We start from the raw sequence: 22,905 nt of genomic DNA, 5'->3' as shown, positions 1-22,905 counted from the left end.
TGGATAGGAATGTGTAGACGGTTATTATGCCTCCGTGTAGTGATGCCGAAACGTAGATGTCTAATGCCTCCCTTATAGCCCCGACCACACATCCAAAGGCGAAGCACCCGAGGATGTGTATAGGCATCCACTAAATCGGCTCCCATCTCGATGTACTTGGGTTCCAGTAATTAACTATATGTATTAGAGCAAAGATTGTGGAGGCTAAAAGTAGACCTACTCCATAACCAATTCTCCAAGTCTTAAAGACAAGCCTATGCCAGCGCTTCTCAAAAACTTCGTTAAGCCTAGACTACACATAGCCCCTAAAGTAAGCCTCCTCAACAAGCCCAACGAAAACCATGAAGAAAACCACGTTTAGAGCTATGCCGAGCAGCGACAGCTTAGCAAGCTTAGCAACACCTAGAGCTACTGATACAGCGATCGAGACTATCGCGGGTACGATGAAGACCGCTACAAACACTAAGCTCCACTTCAGCGTGAAATGTAGGCTTCTGGGTATGAAGCCGTACACCCTAAAACTCCTCCTGGGTAAGACAATAGCTAGTAGGGTTACGAACACCATGAATGTTTTAAAGCTAAAACCAAGGAGTATACCACTTAAATAAGCCTCGTGAAGCCACACAATAAAAGCTAGAACTAGAGAGACTAAGCAAACCTCAAGTAAAGCCGCATACCGCTTACCCAAGGGACAACCCCAACTATAACCTACAAACATAGTAATAAATCTTAGTAGCCTTGGGGTTATTAAGGTCTTAAGTAGAAACTCTGAGGAAACGATGAACAAACTATACATCATAGAGGTAGGGTTAAATTCGTTAACCATAGGTCATGTTTTTATTTATGAGAAAATCAGGTTGACTGCCTAACTGATTGTACACCCATCTAAGAATAAGATCCCTGGTTTATGCTTCAACACTCTGCTAAAACTCTGCTGTAAAACTTAGATCTTCATCATGCTAAACTAATGTAGGAAACCCCTTTAAATAATGAATTTGGCGTAAGAGCGAGATCTATGATTATTTGCTCCACATCTGGGTTACCTATTCAGCTTTAACCACGGTGATCAGGTGTACTACTGTAGACTTGAGGAGGTTTTCGCTGGGGTTGACTGCAACATATTCGCTATCCACTCCTTCGTTTTATGCCAAATGATCCAGCATGGGATCCAATATCCCTAGTTTTAGAGCTCTACACAGACTCTGAGATATTTATTACCTATTCTTAGCTATTAAAGTAGTGTGAGGTGGTGTATTAGTAATGCTCTCGAATAGTCTTCGTGGAAAAGAATTCGCTTTTGCTCTCATTTTATCAGCTATATTCACAGTAGCTCTATTCTACTCTACTTTTGAAGCACCAATATTTCTAGATAAAGTGCTTCATCAGTACTTTCCCGAAGTATTCTACGATGTAGAGGCTATAGAAAGAGTCCCCAGTATACTGAGGCCTGTTGGCTACATAACACTAGCTATAACCATTGTTCTAATACTACTGGGTTTCATGATTAAGAAAGGTATCTTAGCTTCTCTAGGCTCTCTAGTTTTGTACATCCCTACGTTTGGTTATTTTGCATACGCTATGTTCTTTCTAACAGGTTTAGGGGTTTTAAGAACTCTCTGGCTACCACTACTCGAACTCTCTCCCTCAACTTTAAAACTAGGGTGTATAGTGTATCTACCCTTCTCGGTTGTTCCACATGCACCTCTCATAGGGCTGGTTATTACGTTTATCAGTCTCTTTGTATTCCTGCTAGGTGTAACTACATGGCTCTATGGAAGATTCAAAGGATACGAAATCATAGACTTCTGGATTTATAGATATAGTAGACATCCCCAATACCTTGGATTCATACTCTGGAGCTACGGTCTACTAATATTCGTAAGCAACAAAGCCTACGTGAGAGGAGCATTCACAACACCACCAGCACTCATATGGCTCATATCAACAATACTCGTGATAGAGATAGCACTAACCGAGGAACTCGAAATGAAGAAGAAGTATGGAGAGAAATACGAAGAGTACTGTAGGAAAACCCCATTCATGATCCCTCTACCAGGAATACTAACTAGAGCCATAAAAACACCCTTAAAACTCATAGGTGGATACCTAAGAAGTATAAGAGAAATAGCTTTTGCAATAACCCTGTACACAACTATATTCATTGCAGTCTCCTACATTCTCATGCTAATGTCGCTTTGTTAATTCTAGATACTTGAGAGAATAATACCCAGAAACATCGCAAGCACACTAGGTACATTTTACCTTATAGCGTATACATCTTCTTATCCCAACGTTAATCATTAATAGCTAAGTTTGACTAGTTTCCATGAGAAACTTAGCTATATTTCACAGAGAATTACCTTAACAACTCTAATGATATTCCAATTTATTAAAAGCTGAAGACTTGGAAAGCGCTATCCGAAGGGCGGATACATCATCTTACAGAAACGAACGTATAATTATTTTTGTTAATAATGTTATATGTGTTTATGAAAAGATATGAACAGGTATCGTAGATTAGGATTTGCATAGAAGATTATATCACAGATTTCGTAGGATGATTCTTCGTTCAATTTATCCCTAAACCTTAGTTGGAAACGGCTTCACAACAAGTCTTTATATTATCTTGATAATTGAGCCACACAATCGACTAAACAGGTCTACGCTTTTTCTTGTTTAACTCTTTAAAAGCTTTAGCAATCTCGATGTCGAAACTCCTCAGGACACGTATGAGAATACTTGGTGACTGTAAGCCTTAATCGTCTCTGTTAATCACCATTAATGGAATACTTCTAGTCGAATGCACTCGTGTTTTTAATTAAGACTCAGTACTATCGTTTAAAACGCTAGAGATGTTTTGGAATAGGAGTTGTATACACACAACTGTAAATTTAAATCTCTACTTAGTGAATCGAATAAGTTTGGCGAAAAAGTTTTAAGTAACTATGTTACTAGGTATACTGGGTACACTATATGGCTGTCTCAGTATCTATTAAGGTTCGTAGAGAGCTTGTTGAACTAGCTGATAAAATGGTTAAATACGGTATTGCTAGAAGTAGATCACATGCTTTCAACATAATGATAGAGAAGGGTTTAGCTGAGGTTACTAGAGAGGTTGAGTACTGGGATAGCATCTACAGAAAAGTAGAGGAGCTAGAGAAGCAAGGATACAAACTAAGACATGGTGGCTTAAACCAGGTCTTACAAGAAGAGAGAGCAAGGTAGATCCGGTATTACGCTGGATTGATTAAATGATCTACGTAGATACTAATCTAATTGTATCCTATATTGATGAAGCCGACCCCAATCACGAGAAAGCTGTTGAACTAATTAAAACACTAGGGGGTAGGAGGGTTGTATCCAGATTAACACTTGTAGAACTAGCATCTGTTTTCTCGAGAGCTAGACTAGAAGAACCCATAGCTCTAGCACTCTACTCTATAAGAAGCGTTAGAGCAGATATAGTTCAAGTAGACTTCAATAAGCTTTTGAATCAAGCAGTAAAATATGCACCTATTCTAAGGCTTAGAACACTAGACCTACTACACCTAGTAGCAAGCTTACTAACTGAATGCAGAAAATTCGCTACACTAGATACAGATATAATCAAGAAATCCGATATCATCTCAAAAACATTAGGTATAGAGATATTAACACCAAAGAAGACTTAACTCTATAAACACCAACCACATTTAAAATACGGTGATATCTAGTGATCAACTTCAAGCATTTACATGCATATTTATCTCCATAACTCCAGATACTTCACCGATATTCTAGAAGCTTAAGAATATCTTGATCAAGCTATTGTAAGCCTGCATATGTATAGCTCTTGTATATATTCGCTACCAGATTCTTCGATATACATCTTAACAACTTACTAATGTCTAAGTAAACTATCTTCTCTCTCATTCCGTATCTCTCTAACAAGTTCACTAACAAGAGTCTTCGCCTTAACAGGTTTGAAATCCAACTCCATATCTAACTCATTAACGAGCTCTCTGACCACAGCCTCTAGATCCACCATAAACTTCTCCATAAGAAGACCCTTAGCCTATAGTCTTTTTTGTATCTCGTAGTTGTGTTCTACTTGAAGAGATTTTAAGCTTTTCACAGAAATGCTTCAGTCTCTCCAAGGGAAAGTCCATGGAACCTCGGTAGCTAGTAGAAGTATTCTCGAAGATGAGCTCATGTAGGAAACTGTTGAGAGAATAAGTGATTAAGATGCTTAACATGAGAGAACACTAACCCATGAAAACGGTAATCGTTTATAGAGAGCGTGGAGGAGTGGCGCCGGGGGCGGGATTCGAACCCGCGCGGGGTGTTCCCCCACCGGCTTAGCAGGCCGGCGCCCTACCAGGCTAGGCGACCCCGGCTTTGATTGTGTTTAGGTTCTGTATAGTTTTTGTTGTATGGGTGTTATAAGGTTTTGGTTTTATTTGGTTTAGTTTTAATATGTTGTTACTTTGGGTAGCTTTTTTAGGGATTGTGATGCCTAGGATTGATGTTGGTAGAGCTCCTAGTGATGTTGATGGTTCTGATTCTAGGTTGGCTGTTGAGAGGTTTTTAATGGCTTTAGAGGCTTCAGGTGCTGATGAAAAGACTGTGAAGAGCTATAGATCTGCTCTATATGATTTCTTTAGCTTTATAGGGTGGAAATCTGTTAGAGATGTTACTGTAAATGATTTCTATTTGTGGAGAGTTGAGAGGCTTAGGAATGGTTTTCCTAATGCTAAATATGGTGATAGAAGGTCTAGAGAAGCTACACTCTACTACTACACGTTATTTATTAAAAGATTCTTCAACTGGATGGGGATAGATATAGTTATCCCTTCTGTCAAAAGACCTAGGAGAAGAGATATACCTATACTCAAACCTGAAGAAATAGTGCGTCTATTTAATGCCTCTAGAGATCATCTAGATCTACTAATCCTATCGCTTCTTCTAGAAACAGGTCTAAGAGCTGAAGAAGCGTTGAGCATAACGTTCGAGGATATAGATCTAGCTGCTAGAGAAATTAGGATTAGAAACGCTAAATATGATGAAGAAAGAACAGTATTCATAGGTGATCTAACAACACAGATACTTACCCACATAATAGGGTTGAGAAGACCATCACCAACAGAAAGAGTTCTACCTATAAGCTATAGCGGACTCTACAAAAGACTCAAAAGCCTAGCTAAAAGAGCAGGTATAGATCCCAGAAGAATTAGGCCCCATATATTTAGACACACATTCGCTACAGAAGCTCTAAAGAAAGGACTGAACATAGTATTCCTACAGCAACTACTAGGACACAGAGACCTAAAGACAACACAGATATATCTACACATACTTAGAGACGATATAAAGGAACAGTACCTAAGAATCTTCAGCACAACAAGCTATATACAACCAAGACAATCATTAATACAGCAACCATTAAACATAAACCCATATCCACTCCAACCCTACATACATCAACAAACACCATACACTAATCTAGATCCATACACATCCAATACCACAAAGATATGCCATAACTGTAGTACACAGATACCATATACAGCTAGATTTTGTCCATATTGTGGCACAAAACAATAATACTTAACTTCTTTATCAAATCTATACTACATTCATCACAACACTATGGTTTAGAGATATCGAGAACTATAGAAGTATCATTAATACATATAGATACATCTAAGTAAAGAACATGATACAGATATCTACTGCATACAACTACAATACACAGTACTTCCAGCTAATCTAATGGCTTGTGTATGAGGATCAGGTGATAGGTCTGTTGCTAGATCTCTAATACTCTAGCTCTTTTTCATCAAATCCATCTGAACCTATTATGCTGTATCTACCTTCTTCATCCATAGCCACTATACCTTCATCCATCAACTTGATTAAGCATTTCCTGATCTTATCTTCACTTGCTATACCTGCGAGTTTTGAATGTATTTCTTTAATAGATTTGGATCCTGATCTAAGCATCTCTAGAACAATTTCTCTAAGCTCGCTTTCGTTTGGAGCCATTGTCACAACTATTTCTGGATCTTCATAGAGTACCTTGAGTTTAAGGTCTTTATCTAATTCAAGTACATTTCTTTCAACATATCTTTCTTGCATATAGATGTATTCACCTCGTAAACATATAGAGCGGTGTTGTACATAGCTAATGCATATAGTTCATTAGGGTCAGATTCGTGGTAGGTTAGCTTCTTCAGCAGCTTTTATATTTACTGGTTTAACTGTTTTAATTAGTTGATACCAGTTATACTCACCCTTTATATAATGAGTAAACAAACAGCTTTTGTTTGTGGTGTAAATATTTGCCTTGTCCATGGTATCAACACGGTATGTGTACCTCTCCAAAACTACCTGAACCTGTAGATACTGTAGTAGCTATCGATAGATGTGGTTCTGAGAACATATACATAAACTGTGTATACTATGTAGAAGAACCTGTAAAACATTTTAGAAAAGAACATCAAACTAAAAAAGATAGAGTAAAGATATATGCACCTATCCATGCGCTACCTCCTCAACTTAACTGTGGATGTCCAGAATGTGATATCAGTAGTACAGAGAATGGTGTTAGATTTGCTTACTGCAAGCTTATCGATAGATATTTAACACGATATGATGTGTATCTATGTAGTAGATACTGGAGAGAATGTCCATACAGACTATATTCTTCTATCTCTACATAAATATTATCCTATAGGATACCTAGTTATAGCTGCTAAACATCCAAAGGTATCTCTAAACCATTCATACTCATCTACTGAAGACGGTATAACTACTACTGATGCACCTCTATCTTGAGCTATCTTCTCAAGTCTATCAATATCCTGGTGGTCTTCACATACCAAGAGCTTTTCTACAGCTCCATTGTTTAAAGCTTCTTCAACATCTTTAACACCGTAGACAATATACCCATCATCTTTAGCTATATGGTATTTGAATTCCTCTATAGTGTTAAGTATATCGAAGTACCTGTGTTTCGCAAGTATCTCTTTTGCTTTAAAGACAGTTTCCCTAAGACCTACAATACCTTGGTAAGAGACATCTATAGGTTCTCCGATAATCATTTTCCGCACTCTATAGTCTAGATTATCGGCTTCCTTCAGAAAATCTAGTTTTGCGTAACCAGGTCCAGCGATTATGATTCCTTTGAGCTTCTTTTCTTCAATTAATGGAACAAAGTAGTTATTTATTTTCTCGGCTACATGTTTATAGAATTCCTCAACCATTTGCTCAATAATTCTATCGAATCTTCTTTGGCTTTGGCCACCCTTATGATGTTTACCTGGAATAAACCACTCTATTTCATCTAGAATCTGTACTCCTGAAGGTTTTAGAAGACCTATTGTAGCTTCATCTCTCTCTATTATCACTATACCATATATATCTTGTTCCTCTATCATAGGCTCTAGAAATTCTGTATGGAACTCTTTATCAGTTCTATAGAAGAACACAGGTATGGGATCAGGTGGTGAGAATACAAGAGTTATAGTGTCGTTTGTATCCTCATTTATACCGCTAAACACGACTAAACCATTTCTAGGTACCTGTCTTATCATTGAGAGTCTATCTATAGCTGTAGATAGAGCCCATTGCACAGCATCACGTGTTTTCTTAAGCTTTATGTTCTCTGTTATAGCTAGCTCCTGCCTAAGGAGATTCACTACATCGCTTATAGGTCTGCCTGGTGGTATATATAGGCTAAGTAGTGTTGTTGCATGAGCACGCCACTTCTTCAACTCCTTTATAATCTGCTTCAGCATCCTTCTATCTACAGATAGCTTTGATTCCCATTCGCTAAATACGCCTCACCTATTACACATAAACATCCTAGAACAGCTAAAAGCTTATCCATAAACTCTGTTTATAAACATTATGCTGAGAGGTAAAATATACTCTAGCGTTGTCTCTTTTAGGTGCAGTTTTTGAATTTAAACAGGTATTCTGAAGATGAAGTAGATAATGAGTTCATCGAATTTGTAGCACCTATAACGAGGCATAGCTCAGGTGATGAAGCGGTAGAGTCTATAGTTAGTGACAGAGGACCTAGATCTAGAGTAGTTGAAGCTATACTCCTTCTACTCTATGTAAAACCAATGAAAAGCTCAGAAATAGCAAAAATACTCAACAAGTCAAGCAAATTGATTAGTAGCTATCTAAGTTATTGGAAGACACGAAGATATGTGGTATATAGAACAGGTTACTGGATGCTTACAAAACTAGGAGAAGAGTATGTGAAGACCCTTCTCGAATCTATAGGAGTACCTATAGCTACTCCTCGAGATGTGGTTCTGTTAGCCCACAAACTGATAAATGAACAAATACATACAACAATAAACAACAAGAATCAGCTAAAGAACGCACCATATGGTACAGAAATACAGCAGTTCATTGTCTCAGATACACCTAAAAACGTGGGTAAACATTCCCATAACGCACCCACAGACACGAAATCAGTACTTGAAAAAGCGTTAAATTGTGTGAAAAAGGTTCTCGAGACTAAAGATCTACTCGAAGAAGAGATCGCTGTACTGAACTACTTAATCAAACACTATGTAGAGTGGAATAGCACATATCTCTACCTAGATCAAATAGCTGACGAACTTCACTACCCATCACACGAACTAATGAACATCCTTAGAAAACTTCAAACAAAGAAGCTTGTTTACCTATACACAGATAGAAGATTTGGGATTCGTGTAGGGCTTGGAAAAAGCTTTAAGTACATTCTAGATCAATGTATGACTAAAACAGTCTAAACATATCCAGCAAGAATATCTACAACCTCTTCTAACATCTGCTTATTTTCACCTAATGTATGTACAGTGCCATGGAAATTGTTTCCAGGATCTACTTTATACAAACCCTTATGAAATACATATATATTTTCAGGTTCTGTGGTTGTAGTATATATAATGATGCTACCTGTACCTATTCTATGGAGTTAGTCAATTCGATATTTGTGTTATCTATTTATGTTTCTCTCCATCCATATTCTCCCAAGAGAGGAACAAACACACATGGTATTGATTGTCTAATCAATATATCACCTCTTCTGTCTTTAGTTACTATAGTAAGGAGTTGTTCATATCTATTGCCTACAGGTATAACCATTACTCCTTCTAAAGCTAGCTGATTTATAAGAGGTTCAGGTATTCTTGGGGCAGCTGCAGTCACTATTATCCTATCATATGGTGCGAATTCTTGTAGCCCTTTACTTCCATCACCAACATGTATGGTTATGTATTTTAGTAGATGGGGTACAGCTCTCGATATGTTTATTAAAGCGTTTTGAGCTAATTCAGGTATGCGTTCTACTGTATATACATGTCCACAGCCTTTCGAGACTATATGGGCAAGTATGGATGTTTGATAACCGGAACCTGTACCTATTTCCAGGATCTTGTGGTTAGGTTCTACCATAAGTTCTTCCGTCATTATCGCAACCATGTGTGGAGCACTAATAGTTTGTCCAGAGCCTATGGGGAGTGGTGTATCTTGGTAAGCGTATTCTCTGAGGTGTTCAGGTACATAGTGTTCTCGAGGAATAGATAAGAAGGCTTCTTCAACATTTCTACTCCTGATTATACCTGCACGCTTTAGATATTCAACAAGCTGTCTCCTCTCATAGCTATATACATCGCTCATAGCATTATCCCTAGATACACTACTCGATATACTAATAGCTTCACCAAGATATTATCTTTATGGTGTATCTATGAACTATATCTCTGTATACAGAGATAGAGTCGTAGCAAAAGGACACAAAAACATTAAGGCACTACATCCTACAACATTTGAACTCACGAAAGATGATTATCTGACGGAGAGAGGAGACTGCATAATAGGTATAAACCTCGATAAAAGTGCATCAGAACTAGATCCAAGAATTAGAGAATTGTTGAAGAAAGATACATCAATTGCTTTAATAGTCTTGAATGTAGATAATGTCACAGATATCGTGGTAGCTCAAGGGAATAAGAATCTGGTTCTCAATGATCCTAGGAAAATAGTGGTGAGAAGGAGCAGCTACATAGATTCTGCAACAGTAGCTATAAATGCAAATAAAGGATCGAAACATATAAGAAGAGATCTAATAGAGAGGCTAAAGAGACAAGATACAACACTTGTGGTGGATATCTATGTTCTAGATCTAGAAACTATAGGCATATTGTAGCTGATTATAATGAGTAGCCGGTTATATGGTTCATCAACAACTCATCCGCGCTATTGAATATGCCAATGGGATCTTTCTGATTTATAGAGAAAGAAATAAATGTTGGGAACAACAAGATTGATACAGAATAACATTTGTTGCATTGGAGGATAGCTAATGATTATAGGTCTTACAGCTAAAAAAGGTGGTAGAATACCCTACGAAATAGCTAGAGAGATACTCAGGTATTGTGAAACTCTTGGTATTGAGGTTCTTGTTGATGAAGATATTGCTAAAGATCTAGAATGGAGTAAAACGTTCTCTTTAGGGATCGAGAGCATAGATTTCTTAGTAGTTGTAGGTGGAGATGGAACTCTTCTTAGAACTATTCATAAACTCGGCTCAATGAGAATCCCTATAGTTACCGTTAAAGCTGGACGTAGAGGGTTCCTATTCGATGTGGATCCCCCAGAAGTACGAAACAGACTTAGAGATCTTGTTGAAGGTAGATACACCATACATGAGTATATGATGCTTAAGATCGCTATAGATGGTGTAGAACAGAAACATATACCTTATGCTGTAAATGATGTTGTTGTAGCTGTTTCTAGATACCTTGGGTCTAGAGTTATATCGCTTGAGGTTAGAGTTGATGGGGATATTCTTTACAGATTTGATGGTGATGGTGCTATAGTTGCAACACCGCTCGGTTCTTCAGCATACACATTTTCTGCTGGAGGTCCTGTTGTAGATGTTAATGTTGAGGCAATAACTATCACTCCTCTGGCTCCACTTCAACCTAATGCTAGACCTGTAGTCTTATCAGCTAACAGAGTTCTAGAAATAGAGAATGTTAGTGAAGGTGATACAGCTACATGTATAGTTGATGGCGATACTGTAGCCGAACTACTGCCTAGAGGAAGAGTCACTATATCTAGAGCTGAGTTTGGGGTTAGGTTTGTCAGATTTAAGAGATTTGAAACATATAGAAGGGTGCAGAGTTGTGAATTCTGAGGTATATATATTCGATACAGCTGCGTTTCTCTCAGCTCTTCAGCTCTACATATACAGAGGAGAGATAGTTACAACACCTAGTGTAGTTAAGGAGGTTAAGGATAGCGAAAGCATTGCTAGACTTGATGTAGCAGCTGCTGTAGATAGATTCCATGTAGAGGAGCCTTCAGCTAGATACATTGAGGAAGCAAAATCTATTGCTAAGAGAATGAATCTCTATGGAGAACTGTCTGAAACAGATATAGAAGTTCTAGCACTAGCTATAGAGTATAGATCTAGAGGCCGTAGACCCATAGTCTTTACAGATGATTACGATATGCAGAAGATACTAAAAACCATTGGTATAGAATTTAGATCTATCAAGAACCTAGGTATACACAGTGGAAAGAGGATCTAGCATTTCTTAACGAGTTTAGCTATAAAGTAACCAGTAGTGTCATGTTCATGTGGATAGAACCTAAGAAAAGCATCACCATAGACAGAGCCTCTATATCCTCTTGAACCTCTCTTAACATCTATAGGTACAGGTTCTAGACATCTATCTTCAGAAAGAATCTTCTCAATTATTTCTTCATTCTCCTCTAATGTAACTGTACAAGTGGAATACACCACTACGCCACCTCTCTTAAGTAGTTTTGTAGCAGATCTTAGAAACTGTATCTGGTATTTTGCAGCTGTAACCACATCTCTATAGCTTTTAATATCGTAGATCTTTGGTCTTACACCTAAAGCACTACAAGGAGGATCAACAACAATTTTATCTACCTTCATTCCACCGAAATCTACATGTACATATCGTGAATCAGATCTCCATATCTCTATGAAAGGGGTACACCCTAGTCTATCCATCTCTAGCCTCATATTCTCTAACCTTTTCGCTGAATGATCTAATGCAATAACATGTGTCCTACCTCTAGAGAGTTCAACTATATGGCTTGTTTTACCTCCTGGTGCAGCACAAACATCAAGTATAAGCTCTCTAGGTCTAGGATCAACAATATGGGCTACATACATAGCCGCAAGACTTTGTGGATAAATCATACCCTTCTCATACTCTGGGAAGCTTCTTATGGATGGAACTCTATAAACAGAAGCAGTAACCTGTACTGCTACACCTTTTCTTTTCATAAGCATTTCTCTACAACTCATCATGGCTGTACCTTCACCCACAACAACGCTGTTCTCAGATACAATAGCTACGGTATCTCCACGCTCTATATCTCTTGAGCAAGTGATAACACCAGGACCATATAGATGAGAGCCTATGTAGACTGATTCAGCAGTATATTTATCTACCACCACGACCTTATCCCTAGGATCTACTTTGTATGGACCTTTAATAGGAAAGTATATAGCTTCGTAGAGATCTTCATCTCTGTATATCTCTACGCCTCTAGATCTAAGGGATTCCACAATATGTTCAGGAGAAGTCTTCAAAGTATTTACACGTACATAATACCTTTTACCAGGACTCGTTAAAGAGTTCAGAAACTCTTCAAGTCTATCCTTAAATACCTTAGAGAGCGCCCCAATAAGCAATTCATCATATAGTAGCATGTGAATCCTTTACAACTAGATTCTATAGACCTAATAAAACCTTTATAAAACCTATAGTCTAGATTCTAGCTTAGGTTATTAGTGTAAAAAGATATGTGCCGGGGTGGCCGAGTGGTTCAAGGCGGTGGGCTCGAGACCCACTGGGGGTTTCCCCGCGCGGGTTCGAATCCCGCCCCCGGCGCCAAATACCATTAAGTTCTGGTGCTTATAATCTGAATGATATGAGTAGATCACTGTATAGTTCTTCAGGTAACTTGAAGCCGTAGTGTACTGATGTAAACTGTTTGCGGAAGTCTATAACCTTCTTCCTGATTTCGTCAACATCTTTTCTATCTATAAGTATCTCTCTAATGAGTTTAGCTACCTCGGCAAAGTCTTCTTCCTTCATTCCGAGCCTAGTCATCTCTTGGACACCGAAACGTAGCCCGCTTGGGTTTTCAGGATCTAGAGAGTCCCATGGTAGTAAGTTCTTATTTGCTATGATGTTTGCTTCTTCAAGAAGTTTAGCTGCTTTTGCTGCAGGATAGTGTTTACGTATATCGACTAGAACTATATGGGAGCTAGTATACCCTAGGTGTTCTGCAACAACGTTGAATCCTTCTTCTGCTAGACTTTCTGCAAATCGTTTTGCATTCCGTACAATCTGTTCTGCATAAGCTTCCCCGAAGTACATCATCTCTAGAGCTGTTACAGCTAGAGCTGGCAATCTGTGTAGATGGTGGTTGCTTACGAATTTCAGTACGTTCTTTGAGATCAGTTTATAGAGTTGTGGATCATCTGTATAGAGTAGACCTCCCTGCGGTCCTGGGAATGTTTTATGGGTAGAAGAGGTAACGATATCAGCTCCTTCATGTACCGGGTTAGGCCATTTCTTACCCGCTATAAGTCCTAGCACATGAGCAACATCATGGATAACTACTGCTCCAACACTATGAGCTATTTCAGCTATAGCTTTTGTTGGATGTGGGAATAGATATGCTGAAGCTCCTAGAACAACAAGCTTAGGTCTAATATTCTCGATTATCTTTCTAGAAGAATCGATATCGATGTTCCATGTCTCTAAATCAAATGGCATCTCGATATGCTCTATACCTAGAGCTCCTAAAACTCCTTCCCTCGTATGGGATATGTGTGCTCCAGCCTGGATAGTAGAAATAGTTGCCTTATCTCCAGCTTTAGCAACTGAAGTAAATGCAATAGCATTAGCTATAGTTCCACTTATAGCTCTAGGCTCAACAAATTTTACACAAAGCAACTCAGACATATATCTCTGAACTAGAAGCTCGACTTCATCCACATATAGACTTCCTTGATAGTATCGTTTTTTCGGCTTTCCTTCAGCATATCTATGCATCATATCGCTAACATAGACAGCCTCAGCAAGAGGAGACATAACATTTTCAGAAGCGATAAGATTTATTGTTTCAAATCTTCTCCAACTGTTATGCCTTAGGACTAACTCAACCACAGATTTAACATTCAGAGGCAATACCGATTGTTATCACCGTATATGCGTATAGCAATAGTCGGGTATATAAGTCTATATATACATAGAAGATGTAAAGGTAGGGACAATCCTTAAAAAAATGTTTTATTTGTGTTTGGTTATCCGCATTCTGGATAGTCGTCTGGTACTTTTGCTCTAAAGTATTTTCCTGATGCTGGATCTTGGAACAAACCTATTTTTACTCCTTTTCTACCTCTAGGTGCTAAACTCCAAACCTTCTTAGGCACAAGACTTTTTTCAGCTCCTTCAGGTGTTTTAACACTTACAGATTTACTACATGCAGCCATAACATATACCCAAATCAGAAATAGAGCAAACAAAATATATAAACATGACGTTAAGGATCATAGAAACCAATGCGTAGGTCGTTGTACAAATAATGCTCCAAGAGAAAAGGTATTGATCATCATGTATGCATAAAGAATAAACTGAATAGAGAATAAAGTAATACTAATGTGTTGATCTATAGACGAACAGAACTTTTAAACCGTCATGTCCAACACTATATCTTGCGGTGCACAGGTAGGGCTAGAGGGTCTCCCACCCTCTGAAACCCGGCGGGTTACGGGGGCCAGTAACTCAATACTGGTGTATATAGGTGTATATAGCCTACTACACAATCGCGATGACCCCCGCCCCATGGGGCTGGTGGTGGTGGGGCTATCTCTGGAGGGAGGTAGCCACCATCTTTACAGGGGGAAAGCGGCCAGGTCCGGAAGGGAGCAACCTAACCTCTGACACCAGCGTTCATGGGTCTACGGGGTCGAGGTTCGATTGTGTAGTAGGCTATATACACCTATATACACCAGTATTGAGGGCTGTGCACCGCTTGTGTTGTGGTGTTGTTTGTTGCGTTTAGATGTTTTAGATGATAAACATGGTGTGATTAGGGTTAGAGTTGATTCTGAGGATGATCTATGGCTTCTTAGCTTATTTATTTCTTCTGGTGATCTTGTTAAGGCTTTAACCACAAGAGATGTTAGTATTGGGGATGAGAAGAGAAGGCTTCCTATGGTTTTAACGGTAAAGGTGTTGAGGCTTGAGTTTCAGCCTTTTACAAATAGGTTGAGGATTCATGGTATTGTTGTTGAAGGTCCTGATCGTTTTGGTGTTTTGGGTTCTCATCATACTGTTTCTGTTGGTATTGGTTCTGAGGTGGTAATATTTAAAAGTATTTGGAATAGAAGGACTGTGGAGGATATGCTCAAATTCTTGAAACCTATGAATCTTCTTCTGGTTTCTGTAGATTTTGATGAATATTCTATAGCTTTACTCCAGATGCAGGGGCTTAGGATTGTTGATGAAAAGAATGTGTCTCTTCCTGTAAGTGATGAAGGTTTTGAGGAAGCTGTAGAAGATCTTGTTGATGAACTGGCTAGAAGGATTGTTGAAACTGCTCGTAGATATAGAGTTGAAGCTGTTGTAATAGGTTCTCCTGGGGATCTGAAGAATCGTATTAAGAAGGTTATAGAGTCTCTCGATAGAGAACTTAGGATCTATACTGATAGCGTTGCAAATGGTGGTTATGCAGGTCTTCAAGAACTTCTCCATAGAGATATAGTCAGATCTGTTATAAAGGATACAGCTATAGCGAAAGCTAGTGAAATTCTAGAATACTTCGATATGCTTATAGTTAAAGATATAGGTAGAGTTGCATATGGTATAGATCATGTAGAGATTGCTGCAGAGGTAGGTGCTGTAGAAAAGCTTCTAATAATAGATGAGCTGCTCAGCGGATTTAGCGAGATACGAGAAAAAATTGATAAGATTTTAAGGAATGTGGTTGAGAAAAATGGTAATATAGTGATAGTTCCAAGCAAATCACCTCCTGGTGAGAGAGTGAAGATGTTGGGAGGAGTTATGGCAATACTTCGATATGCTCTAGATACAGAGTGGCTCAAGAATAGCAAAGACTATAACTGATAGAGATAGGATATAGACAACTACATGTACATGTGATACTTTATTCACAAAACCTGCTAACTACCTCCTGCTATACCTATTTATGCAATAATCCATGAGTTTCTTTAATAGAACATACTTATACTGTTTTACTGTAACCCAATCATTATTAAGTAGCCCACCTGTTTCAGGATGCTCAGGATTTAGAGCAAGATAGAACCAGTAACACATATCATTATCGATAAGATACTCAATAAACTTGGTATGCCATACAGCATCTCTAGGATCACTTTCACCACATTTACCACCAAATTCAGCTATAACTATTGGATATCCTAGCTGCTTCTTCACATATCCCCAGTTCTGATCCCATATAAGGTACAGATTATCAGGAAATACGCTAGGATCATCGATATAGGATTGAACAAACATGTCAGGTCCATAGGTATTAACACCATAGACTAGTTTATCTCTAGGTAAGTTCACAGGATAATCTTTCACTGCTCTCAGATCCTCGCCCCAGAACGTTGAATCAGGATACAGTGGTACATTATCTGATTGTGTATTGGTGTACTGTGTTCCTTTAACTATTATTAGCCAATGAGGTGCCACCTCTAGTATAGCTTTACCTATTCTTTCAGCAGCTAGATTCCAATCAGTTTTCGGGTTACCCATACCCCAGGTAGCGCTATCACCTCTTGTATAGTATGCTTGTCTAGGTCCAATACCATGGGGATTATTAAACAATTCTGCTCCTATAACATTCCAGTATTTTCCAAATCTTTTAGCAATGGCTATCCATGTATCTATTGTATTTTGTTCACTAAATGTTTGTGTATACCATAGAGGCTCCATAATTATACAGCTTATGTTATGAAAACATAGAAGTACGTATATACCTAGTTCAGCAGCTTTAGCTATAATCTTCTCCATTATAGATATAGAGTCTAGTCCATAGAGATCTCGATTATAGGCATAACTTATAGCTCTAGGAGCAGGCTTAACACCAGGTCTCACAGAATTAGCACAGAAGGGTAGCCTTATTGCATTAAAACCTAAACTTTTAATTGTCTGGAGTATCTCAACCCAATTTCTGATGTGGAGCCCATGAACTACATAACTACGATACTCAAAACCAACCCATGTTACACCTAGTATGTATAGAGGGTCTTCTTTTTCATCTCTAACAACATATATTTCTGAATCTCGAACTCTGTAGTAAATATCCATACTGTTTTGAACCTCTCTTCATCATCTCTGAACAATATTTAGGCATTTGAGTATAGATTCTTCACTAATTCTTGTTACAAGATTATATGAAGCTATATCGATAGCAGCGATACGTCCCCTAACTACGTTGTGTTCTACAGTATTTTCTCTACATATGATTTCATGAACTATATCGTATCTAGATGTCTGGGTCTGAGTATATACACCATTGATTAGCTCGAATACCGTTATCAATCCATTCTTAATATATGTAGAAAGAGATCTAAGCATTTGATCAACATATAGCGGATCATGGTGTAGATATAGAGCTTCAGCTCCATCAATTATAAAGAAGTTTATATTTTGTTCAGCAAATCGATAAAGCATAGCCTCCAGCTGTTGAGAAGAGAATATTGATGGGTTAAGGCTTTCGATAAATACGGATTTCTGTAGAATATAGTGTGGAGGAATGCCTAGGACTTGAGCTGATTTACTTATCACTTCTTTGGTAACTTCTTTGGATTCTCTAAAGCTTAGAATTCCATAGTTTAAGCCATAGTTCATTATGAGCTTTGTTAAGAGAAGCCATATAGAGAAGGGTATGATATTGCATCTAGATACTATACCTACATATGTACCTGAGAGTATTGAGCCCCAAACAGAATTGGTGCATTCATCTCTATAGCTTGTCATAGCCATAGAGTAAGGTACTTCAGCTGTTGTTGGAGGTAATAAGCATCTAATACCTTTACCTTCTTCTATTACGAACGGCATTTCTGCCATAGGTATTGATTTTCCTCTAAACTTTCTAACCTCCATAAATCTGCTTATCATTCTCTTCTCTATTCTTGTCTTGAATACAAAAACAGCATCAGCAATAAATTCTAGCCCCTTTAGATCAACAGTCTCTGTAGCAAAAGGTAGATCGGATATCAATATTAGAAGAGCTTTAGCTACTGATGATAAGTTGTATAGTGTTGAATGTAGGTATGATCTAGCTTCATCTGTTGTAAGCACGTTTAGTATAGGTGTTATCGAGTCTACAACAGCTATAGAGTAGCCTTCGGTAAAGATCTTGGTGCTTAATGTAGAAGTTATAGCCTCTAGCAATTCTTTACCTGCTAGAGTAGGCATGTGTATGAATTCCACGAGATTCTTTTTTTCGCCATATTCGAAATCCATGGAGAATTTCTTCATGTAGTTATAGAATTTTTCTCTTGTTTCTGCAAGACTTATGTATACACCCTTAACATTGAATCTTAAACAATTCTCAAAAAGTATACCAGCTGCAAAAGTTGATTTACCTGCACCAGGATGACCAAGAACTAGTAGAACAGAACCAGGTTCGATATCTCCAAGCAAATCAGCTATTACCTCATCCTTAAATACAAAACCTGTAGCACCACTCTTCTCAAACTCCATCTCAATTCTCCTCCCACTATACTGTTACTAACAATTGTTACCTATCATTATATTTTTACATCTCCGATAACAAGTAATTGTACTTTGTTAGAAATATATAAGTTTTTAGATACACAAAACTCTCAATACACACCTATAGCTAACTACACAGCTCCAACCAAGATAATGAAGATAATGCCTATTATACTTAACTAATGTATACTTATAGAGACTACATAACATGGCGATATTGGTGATAAATTCTATACCTATCAACTAGATTGAATAGAGCTATATATGTGCTATTAGTACTTACGACTGTTAGCAAACTAGTAGATCAACTACTCGATACACTTAATATCCAAGCTTATCTTAGATACAGATTAATCTGAAGCCTTATGTATGCAAGCTTTAATGATTTGTGGAAACACATCTAAACGAAATAATATAGTTCAACATACCATATAATTAGGATTAAAAAGATGATGTCATCTAGAGCACAACTTCAACAACTCTCTAAACTTATTGAAAGGCCCAGCTCTGATATAGGTCTATATTGGTTGAGTTCATCACCTCATCTCTCTTTCTCTACATTCTACTTGGTCTTTCATTGGGCTTAGAGGTGTTGAGGGTATGACTCCAGACATTCCATATCTTGAGTAACTCAGGGAGAACCCTCAATGAACTCTCAACCTTCTCATCGAAACCACCTTCATCACCATGTGTAAGGTATCTACAAGTGTTTTCATCAACATCAACCAATCTGGACAGATATGAGACTCGATATAGTTACTTTAGGCTCTATGCAGATTCATCATCTCATGGAGGTACATCACTTAATAGTGTATCTAATGGAGTTTTTGGACGCCTTTCGGGGGTTCGTAGCTTGATGGTGTAGTTAAGTGGTGCTTAACCTTACTTCAGTAAATTTAAGCAGAAGTCATTGACTCTCAATACACACCATAAGTTTATGGAGCTTCACTGATCCTAATGACAGTGATGGAGCTCAATTTAAACTATTGGTCTCAGAATCTATATAGTTTGTGATACAAAATCTATACTACAGAAAATTGAATTCTATCTATAATCAGATTCTATTTAGCTACTAATTGTTTAGAACTAGATCTGCAGTCTCTAAATTTAATCTGTTTGGATATCGAACTATGTCTATACACAGAGGCTACTTATTATCGATTTCTAGCAGAAGTATCTTGTTAAATACTTCATATATTTGTACACTAATCAATATACTAGTGGGTATATCAATTGATACATAGAATGTATAGAAAAAGATTACAGTAGTAGCTATGGAGTATACTTAAGCTATTCGCTAGCTAATTTCTGTAGATCTCCATATCCACAATTCTTGATCTGGTTAGAAACTCTAAGTACTTTATCTATCTTGTAGTTGTGCTAGATCTACAACTCTGGAGCTCATTTACTGTGTTACTATGTATACAGTTGAATGTGTACAACTATTTTGAATTGAGTAATCAGGATAGAAAGAGCATCTCATCTGTTCTTCTACTGGTTCAGTATATTGTTGGTGTACTGCTTGATATATTGGTAGCCTGTATGGTGATGAACCTTATACACAACACGTATCTCTTGATATATGATCTACAAAGTTCTCGAGAATTTCGTGGAAATATGTATAGGGGGTCTAAATTAAAATAAGACGCGTTAACAGGACTGTATCTTTGTTCCTATACTACCTTCTAAAGCTCTGTATATATTGGTAGGATCTATTCCATTATATACTGTTACCTCTATACAGCTTCTCTTTATAATCTGTATAGCTATTGGATCTAATAATTCATATCCTCCTGCTTCATATCTCTGACTAAGCACTTCTACAAGCTTATCAACAGTTACTACATCAAGTTTTCTTGCATCATTATACTTTCTGGGATCTTTATCGTATACACCTTCTACATCTGTTGCATAAAGTAACCTCTTTATCCCAAGAGATTCTGCTACAACAGCAGCTACTCCTGCTGTCGATTGTCCTGGCTGAAGACCTCCTACAACAACTATCTTATTTGTGTTCCAAGCTCTCTGGATTTCATCTATATTTCTCGGTATAGGTGTATAGGCATTGTCTCCTATAGCTAGAGCTAGTAGAAGTGCATTGACTCTCGCAATCTCTATACCAACTATATCGGCTTGAGCATCGTTAAGTCCTAGAGCTTTAGCACAAGTTATGTAGTTTCTAGCATATCTTCCACCACCAACAACAACAGCTATACGATAGCCTTCACCATATAGTTTATTCATTATATTTGCATAGTCTTTGACTATAGATGGAGCTTCAGGATTCAAGAGTTTGCCAGATATTTTTACCAAGATCTTTTTAGTCAATCCCAGCCCCAGACTGTGGAGAGTATTGAGAACTATAAATATGTTCAGTATCTAATGAATCACGAAAACTCTATATGCTGTACAGTTGCTAGATCCATACTGGATGATGTTAATCCCGACCGCTCCCGATAAGATGAGGTTGCGGTGGCTGGCTGACGAAACGTTTATTGATACCATGTCTAGAAGTCATGAATAGTGGCTAACCATTCCATCTAAAAACATTACTAAAAGCTTTGGTAATGTTTAGAGAGCAAACAATAGATCTCACAAATCTATTGAGATTGATTCAATAGATTTGTTGAGAACACAGAATTACATTAATGCTATCTATATAAAATATGTGTCTAGTTTTCTGAATATAATGATGTAGTTTAGGATATGTCTACAAAACTTTTGCAGCTTCTTCTAGTAATGGATCAAGGAATCTATTTTCATTGTCTATTATAGAGTGATTTCTTAGTGTATATAGAATCTCATATATAACTCTATCACTTATAGACTTGCCCTCAGATTCCTCGAGCTTCTTCTTCAATTTTCCCCATTCTCTTACACCTAACGAAAGCAACCTTAAAACCATCCTATACCTTTCTCTACTTACTCTATAGTTGATAAAATTCTCAAGCTCTTTCTTAGCCATTTCTACAGCATCTCTCCATATATCATCCATATTCTTACCTTGAAATACAGTTGAATAACCATAGTATGTAAGCCAACCAATTATACCATCCAATTTATCCACTGCTTCATTGATTCTGTCTATACTTACATCATAGTTTACTTCATTAAAGCCCTTCACTAAGAATTCTACAGCTTCTTCTCTTCTAAGTCTCCTAGTCTTAACCTCTAGATAAGCTCTACCATATAAAGGTGCTTCAGGATCTTTTAAGAAACGGTATATAATACCCATCTCTGAACCACTAATAATGAACGAGATATTCTTTAGGTGATCGTAAGAATATGCTAAAGCGTTTTGAAGAGCCATCCCTATACCTCCAACAGCTCTCTGAAGTTCATCAAAAACCATCACCACCTTCACTCCATGTTCTTCAGCAACTCTATCTAGAGCTGTAAACAGTTGTGTAAGAAGGGGTCTATCTCGACCCCAGCTAAACTCTATACTTATCCCAGAAATAGAGACGCCCTTCACAATACTCAAGATCTTTACCAACGATTCATAGAAACCTCTAAACCTAGATATCCTTGAAACAAATTCCGATATACTTACAGAAAGGGTTTCGTAGAGATCTCTCCAAGATCTAACAAATCCCCTTAGATCAACAAATACGTAAGGGATACTGGACTCCTCAAGAACAGTCAGTATCAGAGATGTTTTACCTGTTCTCCTAAGGCCAGTAACAACAAGTAGAGGATGCCCCAGAAACTTCTTCAACATATTGAACTCTTCATCAAAATCGAAGAGATCTTCTTTTCTCCTCTTAGGTTTTGGGTCAAATAACATTCTTTCGCACCAGAATAAGCTTCCGTACCGAAAGCTTAAAATCTGTAACACTAAATAACTATATGTGTCAATCGAAATCATCATCATTCTGGGTGAAAGAAAATCAAATTCTTGCATTATTGCCAGAAATACTGTAAAATGATTAATTTAGTTTATGAGTAATCATTATCCATTTAGAGAAAATTGAATCAGAAGATATCCGACCTAGGTACCTTATTAATTACGGAGCACTCTAAGCAATGTTCAAGATGTAAGAACCCAATTATTGGTACATCAAGTTCAACTGCCTATAAATGATGTATGTCTAATAGTCCTTGGATCTAC

23 protein-coding genes, 2 tRNA genes and 1 other RNA gene are annotated in these 22,905 nt (G+C 37.7%); 12 read left to right on the top strand and 14 right to left on the bottom strand.

Going from position 1 to position 22,905, the window contains the following annotated elements; all coding sequences use genetic code 11:
* Nucleotides 1-292: 292 nt before the first annotated feature.
* Nucleotides 293-688: a hypothetical protein gene (locus QXK50_05805; protein MEM2008674.1), complete on the bottom strand. Its 396-nt coding sequence runs from the start codon at nucleotides 686-688 to the stop codon at nucleotides 293-295.
* A 572-nt stretch (nucleotides 689-1,260) separates the two neighbouring features.
* Here QXK50_05805 and QXK50_05800 point away from each other — a divergent pair.
* The 3 genes from QXK50_05800 (at nucleotide 1,261) to QXK50_05790 (ending at nucleotide 3,671) form a co-directional block, all read left to right on the top strand.
* Nucleotides 1,261-2,202 carry a DUF1295 domain-containing protein gene (locus tag QXK50_05800; GenBank protein ID MEM2008673.1) on the top strand — a complete coding sequence of 314 codons (942 nt, stop codon included), beginning with the start codon at nucleotides 1,261-1,263 and terminating at the stop codon, nucleotides 2,200-2,202.
* Nucleotides 2,203-2,973: 771 nt separating this feature from the next.
* The gene (locus tag QXK50_05795) at nucleotides 2,974-3,225 is read left to right on the top strand and encodes a hypothetical protein (protein ID MEM2008672.1); all 252 of its coding nucleotides are present in this window, start codon (nucleotides 2,974-2,976) and stop codon (nucleotides 3,223-3,225) included.
* A gap of 26 nt (nucleotides 3,226-3,251) precedes the next feature.
* Complete coding sequence (locus tag QXK50_05790; protein ID MEM2008671.1) at nucleotides 3,252-3,671, top strand: type II toxin-antitoxin system VapC family toxin; 420 nt, start codon at nucleotides 3,252-3,254, stop codon at nucleotides 3,669-3,671.
* Between the two features lie 209 nt (nucleotides 3,672-3,880).
* On the opposite strand, the gene QXK50_05785 is transcribed toward QXK50_05790, so the two are convergent.
* Together QXK50_05785 and QXK50_05780 are read right to left on the bottom strand one after the other, a co-directional pair.
* Nucleotides 3,881-4,039: a hypothetical protein gene (locus tag QXK50_05785; GenBank protein ID MEM2008670.1), complete on the bottom strand. Its 159-nt coding sequence runs from the start codon at nucleotides 4,037-4,039 to the stop codon at nucleotides 3,881-3,883.
* A gap of 249 nt (nucleotides 4,040-4,288) precedes the next feature.
* Nucleotides 4,289-4,376 (bottom strand) — tRNA-Ser (locus tag QXK50_05780).
* A gap of 115 nt (nucleotides 4,377-4,491) precedes the next feature.
* Between QXK50_05780 and QXK50_05775 the strand changes: the two genes are divergently transcribed.
* Nucleotides 4,492-5,583 (top strand): tyrosine-type recombinase/integrase, encoded by a 1,092-nt coding sequence (locus tag QXK50_05775; GenBank protein ID MEM2008669.1) that lies wholly within the window; start codon nucleotides 4,492-4,494, stop codon nucleotides 5,581-5,583.
* A 213-nt stretch (nucleotides 5,584-5,796) separates the two neighbouring features.
* On the opposite strand, the gene QXK50_05770 is transcribed toward QXK50_05775, so the two are convergent.
* Nucleotides 5,797-6,117: an ArsR family transcriptional regulator gene (locus tag QXK50_05770; GenBank protein ID MEM2008668.1), complete on the bottom strand. Its 321-nt coding sequence runs from the start codon at nucleotides 6,115-6,117 to the stop codon at nucleotides 5,797-5,799.
* 203 nt (nucleotides 6,118-6,320) lie between these two features.
* Between QXK50_05770 and QXK50_05765 the strand changes: the two genes are divergently transcribed.
* On the top strand, nucleotides 6,321-6,701 hold the full coding sequence (locus QXK50_05765; GenBank protein MEM2008667.1) for a hypothetical protein: 381 nt from the start codon (nucleotides 6,321-6,323) through the stop codon (nucleotides 6,699-6,701).
* Nucleotides 6,702-6,704: 3 nt separating this feature from the next.
* Here QXK50_05765 and prf1 read toward each other — a convergent pair whose 3' ends face one another.
* Entirely contained in the window at nucleotides 6,705-7,778 is a 1,074-nt protein-coding gene (prf1, locus tag QXK50_05760) for a peptide chain release factor aRF-1 (protein ID MEM2008666.1), read from the bottom strand.
* A gap of 162 nt (nucleotides 7,779-7,940) precedes the next feature.
* Between prf1 and QXK50_05755 the strand changes: the two genes are divergently transcribed.
* A complete protein-coding gene (locus tag QXK50_05755; protein ID MEM2008665.1) occupies nucleotides 7,941-8,774 on the top strand; it encodes a hypothetical protein in 834 nt (277 codons plus the stop codon).
* 214 nt (nucleotides 8,775-8,988) lie between these two features.
* Here QXK50_05755 and QXK50_05750 read toward each other — a convergent pair whose 3' ends face one another.
* On the bottom strand, nucleotides 8,989-9,663 hold the full coding sequence (locus QXK50_05750) for a protein-L-isoaspartate(D-aspartate) O-methyltransferase (protein ID MEM2008664.1): 675 nt from the start codon (nucleotides 9,661-9,663) through the stop codon (nucleotides 8,989-8,991).
* Nucleotides 9,664-9,733: 70 nt separating this feature from the next.
* Between QXK50_05750 and QXK50_05745 the strand changes: the two genes are divergently transcribed.
* The 3 genes from QXK50_05745 (at nucleotide 9,734) to QXK50_05735 (ending at nucleotide 11,582) form a co-directional block, all read left to right on the top strand.
* Nucleotides 9,734-10,192, top strand: coding sequence for a DUF371 domain-containing protein (locus QXK50_05745; GenBank protein ID MEM2008663.1), 459 nt, complete (start codon nucleotides 9,734-9,736; stop codon nucleotides 10,190-10,192).
* Between the two features lie 156 nt (nucleotides 10,193-10,348).
* A complete protein-coding gene (locus tag QXK50_05740) occupies nucleotides 10,349-11,185 on the top strand; it encodes an NAD(+)/NADH kinase (protein ID MEM2008662.1) in 837 nt (278 codons plus the stop codon).
* Entirely contained in the window at nucleotides 11,175-11,582 is a 408-nt protein-coding gene (locus tag QXK50_05735) for a DNA-binding protein (protein MEM2008661.1), read from the top strand. The genes QXK50_05740 and QXK50_05735 overlap by 11 nt, the downstream gene beginning before the upstream one ends.
* On the opposite strand, the gene QXK50_05730 is transcribed toward QXK50_05735, so the two are convergent.
* A complete protein-coding gene (locus QXK50_05730; GenBank protein ID MEM2008660.1) occupies nucleotides 11,579-12,742 on the bottom strand; it encodes an RsmB/NOP family class I SAM-dependent RNA methyltransferase in 1,164 nt (387 codons plus the stop codon). The two genes, QXK50_05735 and QXK50_05730, sit on opposite strands and share 4 nt — an antisense overlap.
* 97 nt (nucleotides 12,743-12,839) lie before the next feature.
* Here QXK50_05730 and QXK50_05725 point away from each other — a divergent pair.
* Nucleotides 12,840-12,926, top strand: a tRNA-Ser gene (locus tag QXK50_05725).
* Nucleotides 12,927-12,947: 21 nt separating this feature from the next.
* On the opposite strand, the gene glyA is transcribed toward QXK50_05725, so the two are convergent.
* Nucleotides 12,948-14,231, bottom strand: a complete 1,284-nt coding sequence (gene glyA / locus QXK50_05720) for a serine hydroxymethyltransferase (GenBank protein MEM2008659.1) — start codon at nucleotides 14,229-14,231, stop codon at nucleotides 12,948-12,950.
* Between the two features lie 116 nt (nucleotides 14,232-14,347).
* Entirely contained in the window at nucleotides 14,348-14,536 is a 189-nt protein-coding gene (locus QXK50_05715; protein ID MEM2008658.1) for a chromatin protein Cren7, read from the bottom strand.
* Between the two features lie 228 nt (nucleotides 14,537-14,764).
* On the opposite strand from QXK50_05715, the gene ffs reads away from it, so the two are divergent.
* Both ffs and QXK50_05705 read left to right on the top strand, forming a co-directional pair.
* Nucleotides 14,765-15,074, top strand: an RNA gene (gene ffs, locus QXK50_05710) — signal recognition particle sRNA.
* A gap of 24 nt (nucleotides 15,075-15,098) precedes the next feature.
* Nucleotides 15,099-16,172: an mRNA surveillance protein Pelota gene (locus QXK50_05705; protein ID MEM2008657.1), complete on the top strand. Its 1,074-nt coding sequence runs from the start codon at nucleotides 15,099-15,101 to the stop codon at nucleotides 16,170-16,172.
* Nucleotides 16,173-16,232: 60 nt separating this feature from the next.
* Here QXK50_05705 and QXK50_05700 read toward each other — a convergent pair whose 3' ends face one another.
* The 5 genes from QXK50_05700 to QXK50_05680 all read right to left on the bottom strand — a co-directional run bounded on the left by QXK50_05700 (nucleotide 16,233) and on the right by QXK50_05680 (nucleotide 22,581).
* Nucleotides 16,233-17,381, bottom strand: a complete 1,149-nt coding sequence (locus QXK50_05700; protein MEM2008656.1) for a glycoside hydrolase family 5 protein — start codon at nucleotides 17,379-17,381, stop codon at nucleotides 16,233-16,235.
* Between the two features lie 21 nt (nucleotides 17,382-17,402).
* Nucleotides 17,403-18,782, bottom strand: coding sequence for an ATPase domain-containing protein (locus QXK50_05695; GenBank protein ID MEM2008655.1), 1,380 nt, complete (start codon nucleotides 18,780-18,782; stop codon nucleotides 17,403-17,405).
* A gap of 567 nt (nucleotides 18,783-19,349) precedes the next feature.
* On the bottom strand, nucleotides 19,350-19,523 hold the full coding sequence (locus QXK50_05690) for a hypothetical protein (GenBank protein MEM2008654.1): 174 nt from the start codon (nucleotides 19,521-19,523) through the stop codon (nucleotides 19,350-19,352).
* A gap of 921 nt (nucleotides 19,524-20,444) precedes the next feature.
* A complete protein-coding gene (pyrH, locus tag QXK50_05685) occupies nucleotides 20,445-21,122 on the bottom strand; it encodes a UMP kinase (protein ID MEM2008653.1) in 678 nt (225 codons plus the stop codon).
* A gap of 382 nt (nucleotides 21,123-21,504) precedes the next feature.
* Entirely contained in the window at nucleotides 21,505-22,581 is a 1,077-nt protein-coding gene (locus QXK50_05680; GenBank protein MEM2008652.1) for an ATP-binding protein, read from the bottom strand.
* Nucleotides 22,582-22,905 lie beyond the last annotated feature (324 nt).

It is taken from the genome of Ignisphaera sp., assembly GCA_038831005.1.
GTDB lineage: Archaea > Thermoproteota > Thermoprotei_A > Sulfolobales > Ignisphaeraceae > Ignisphaera.
The sequence above is the reverse complement of the archived record's forward strand: the minus strand, read 5'-3'. Positions and strand labels throughout refer to the sequence as shown.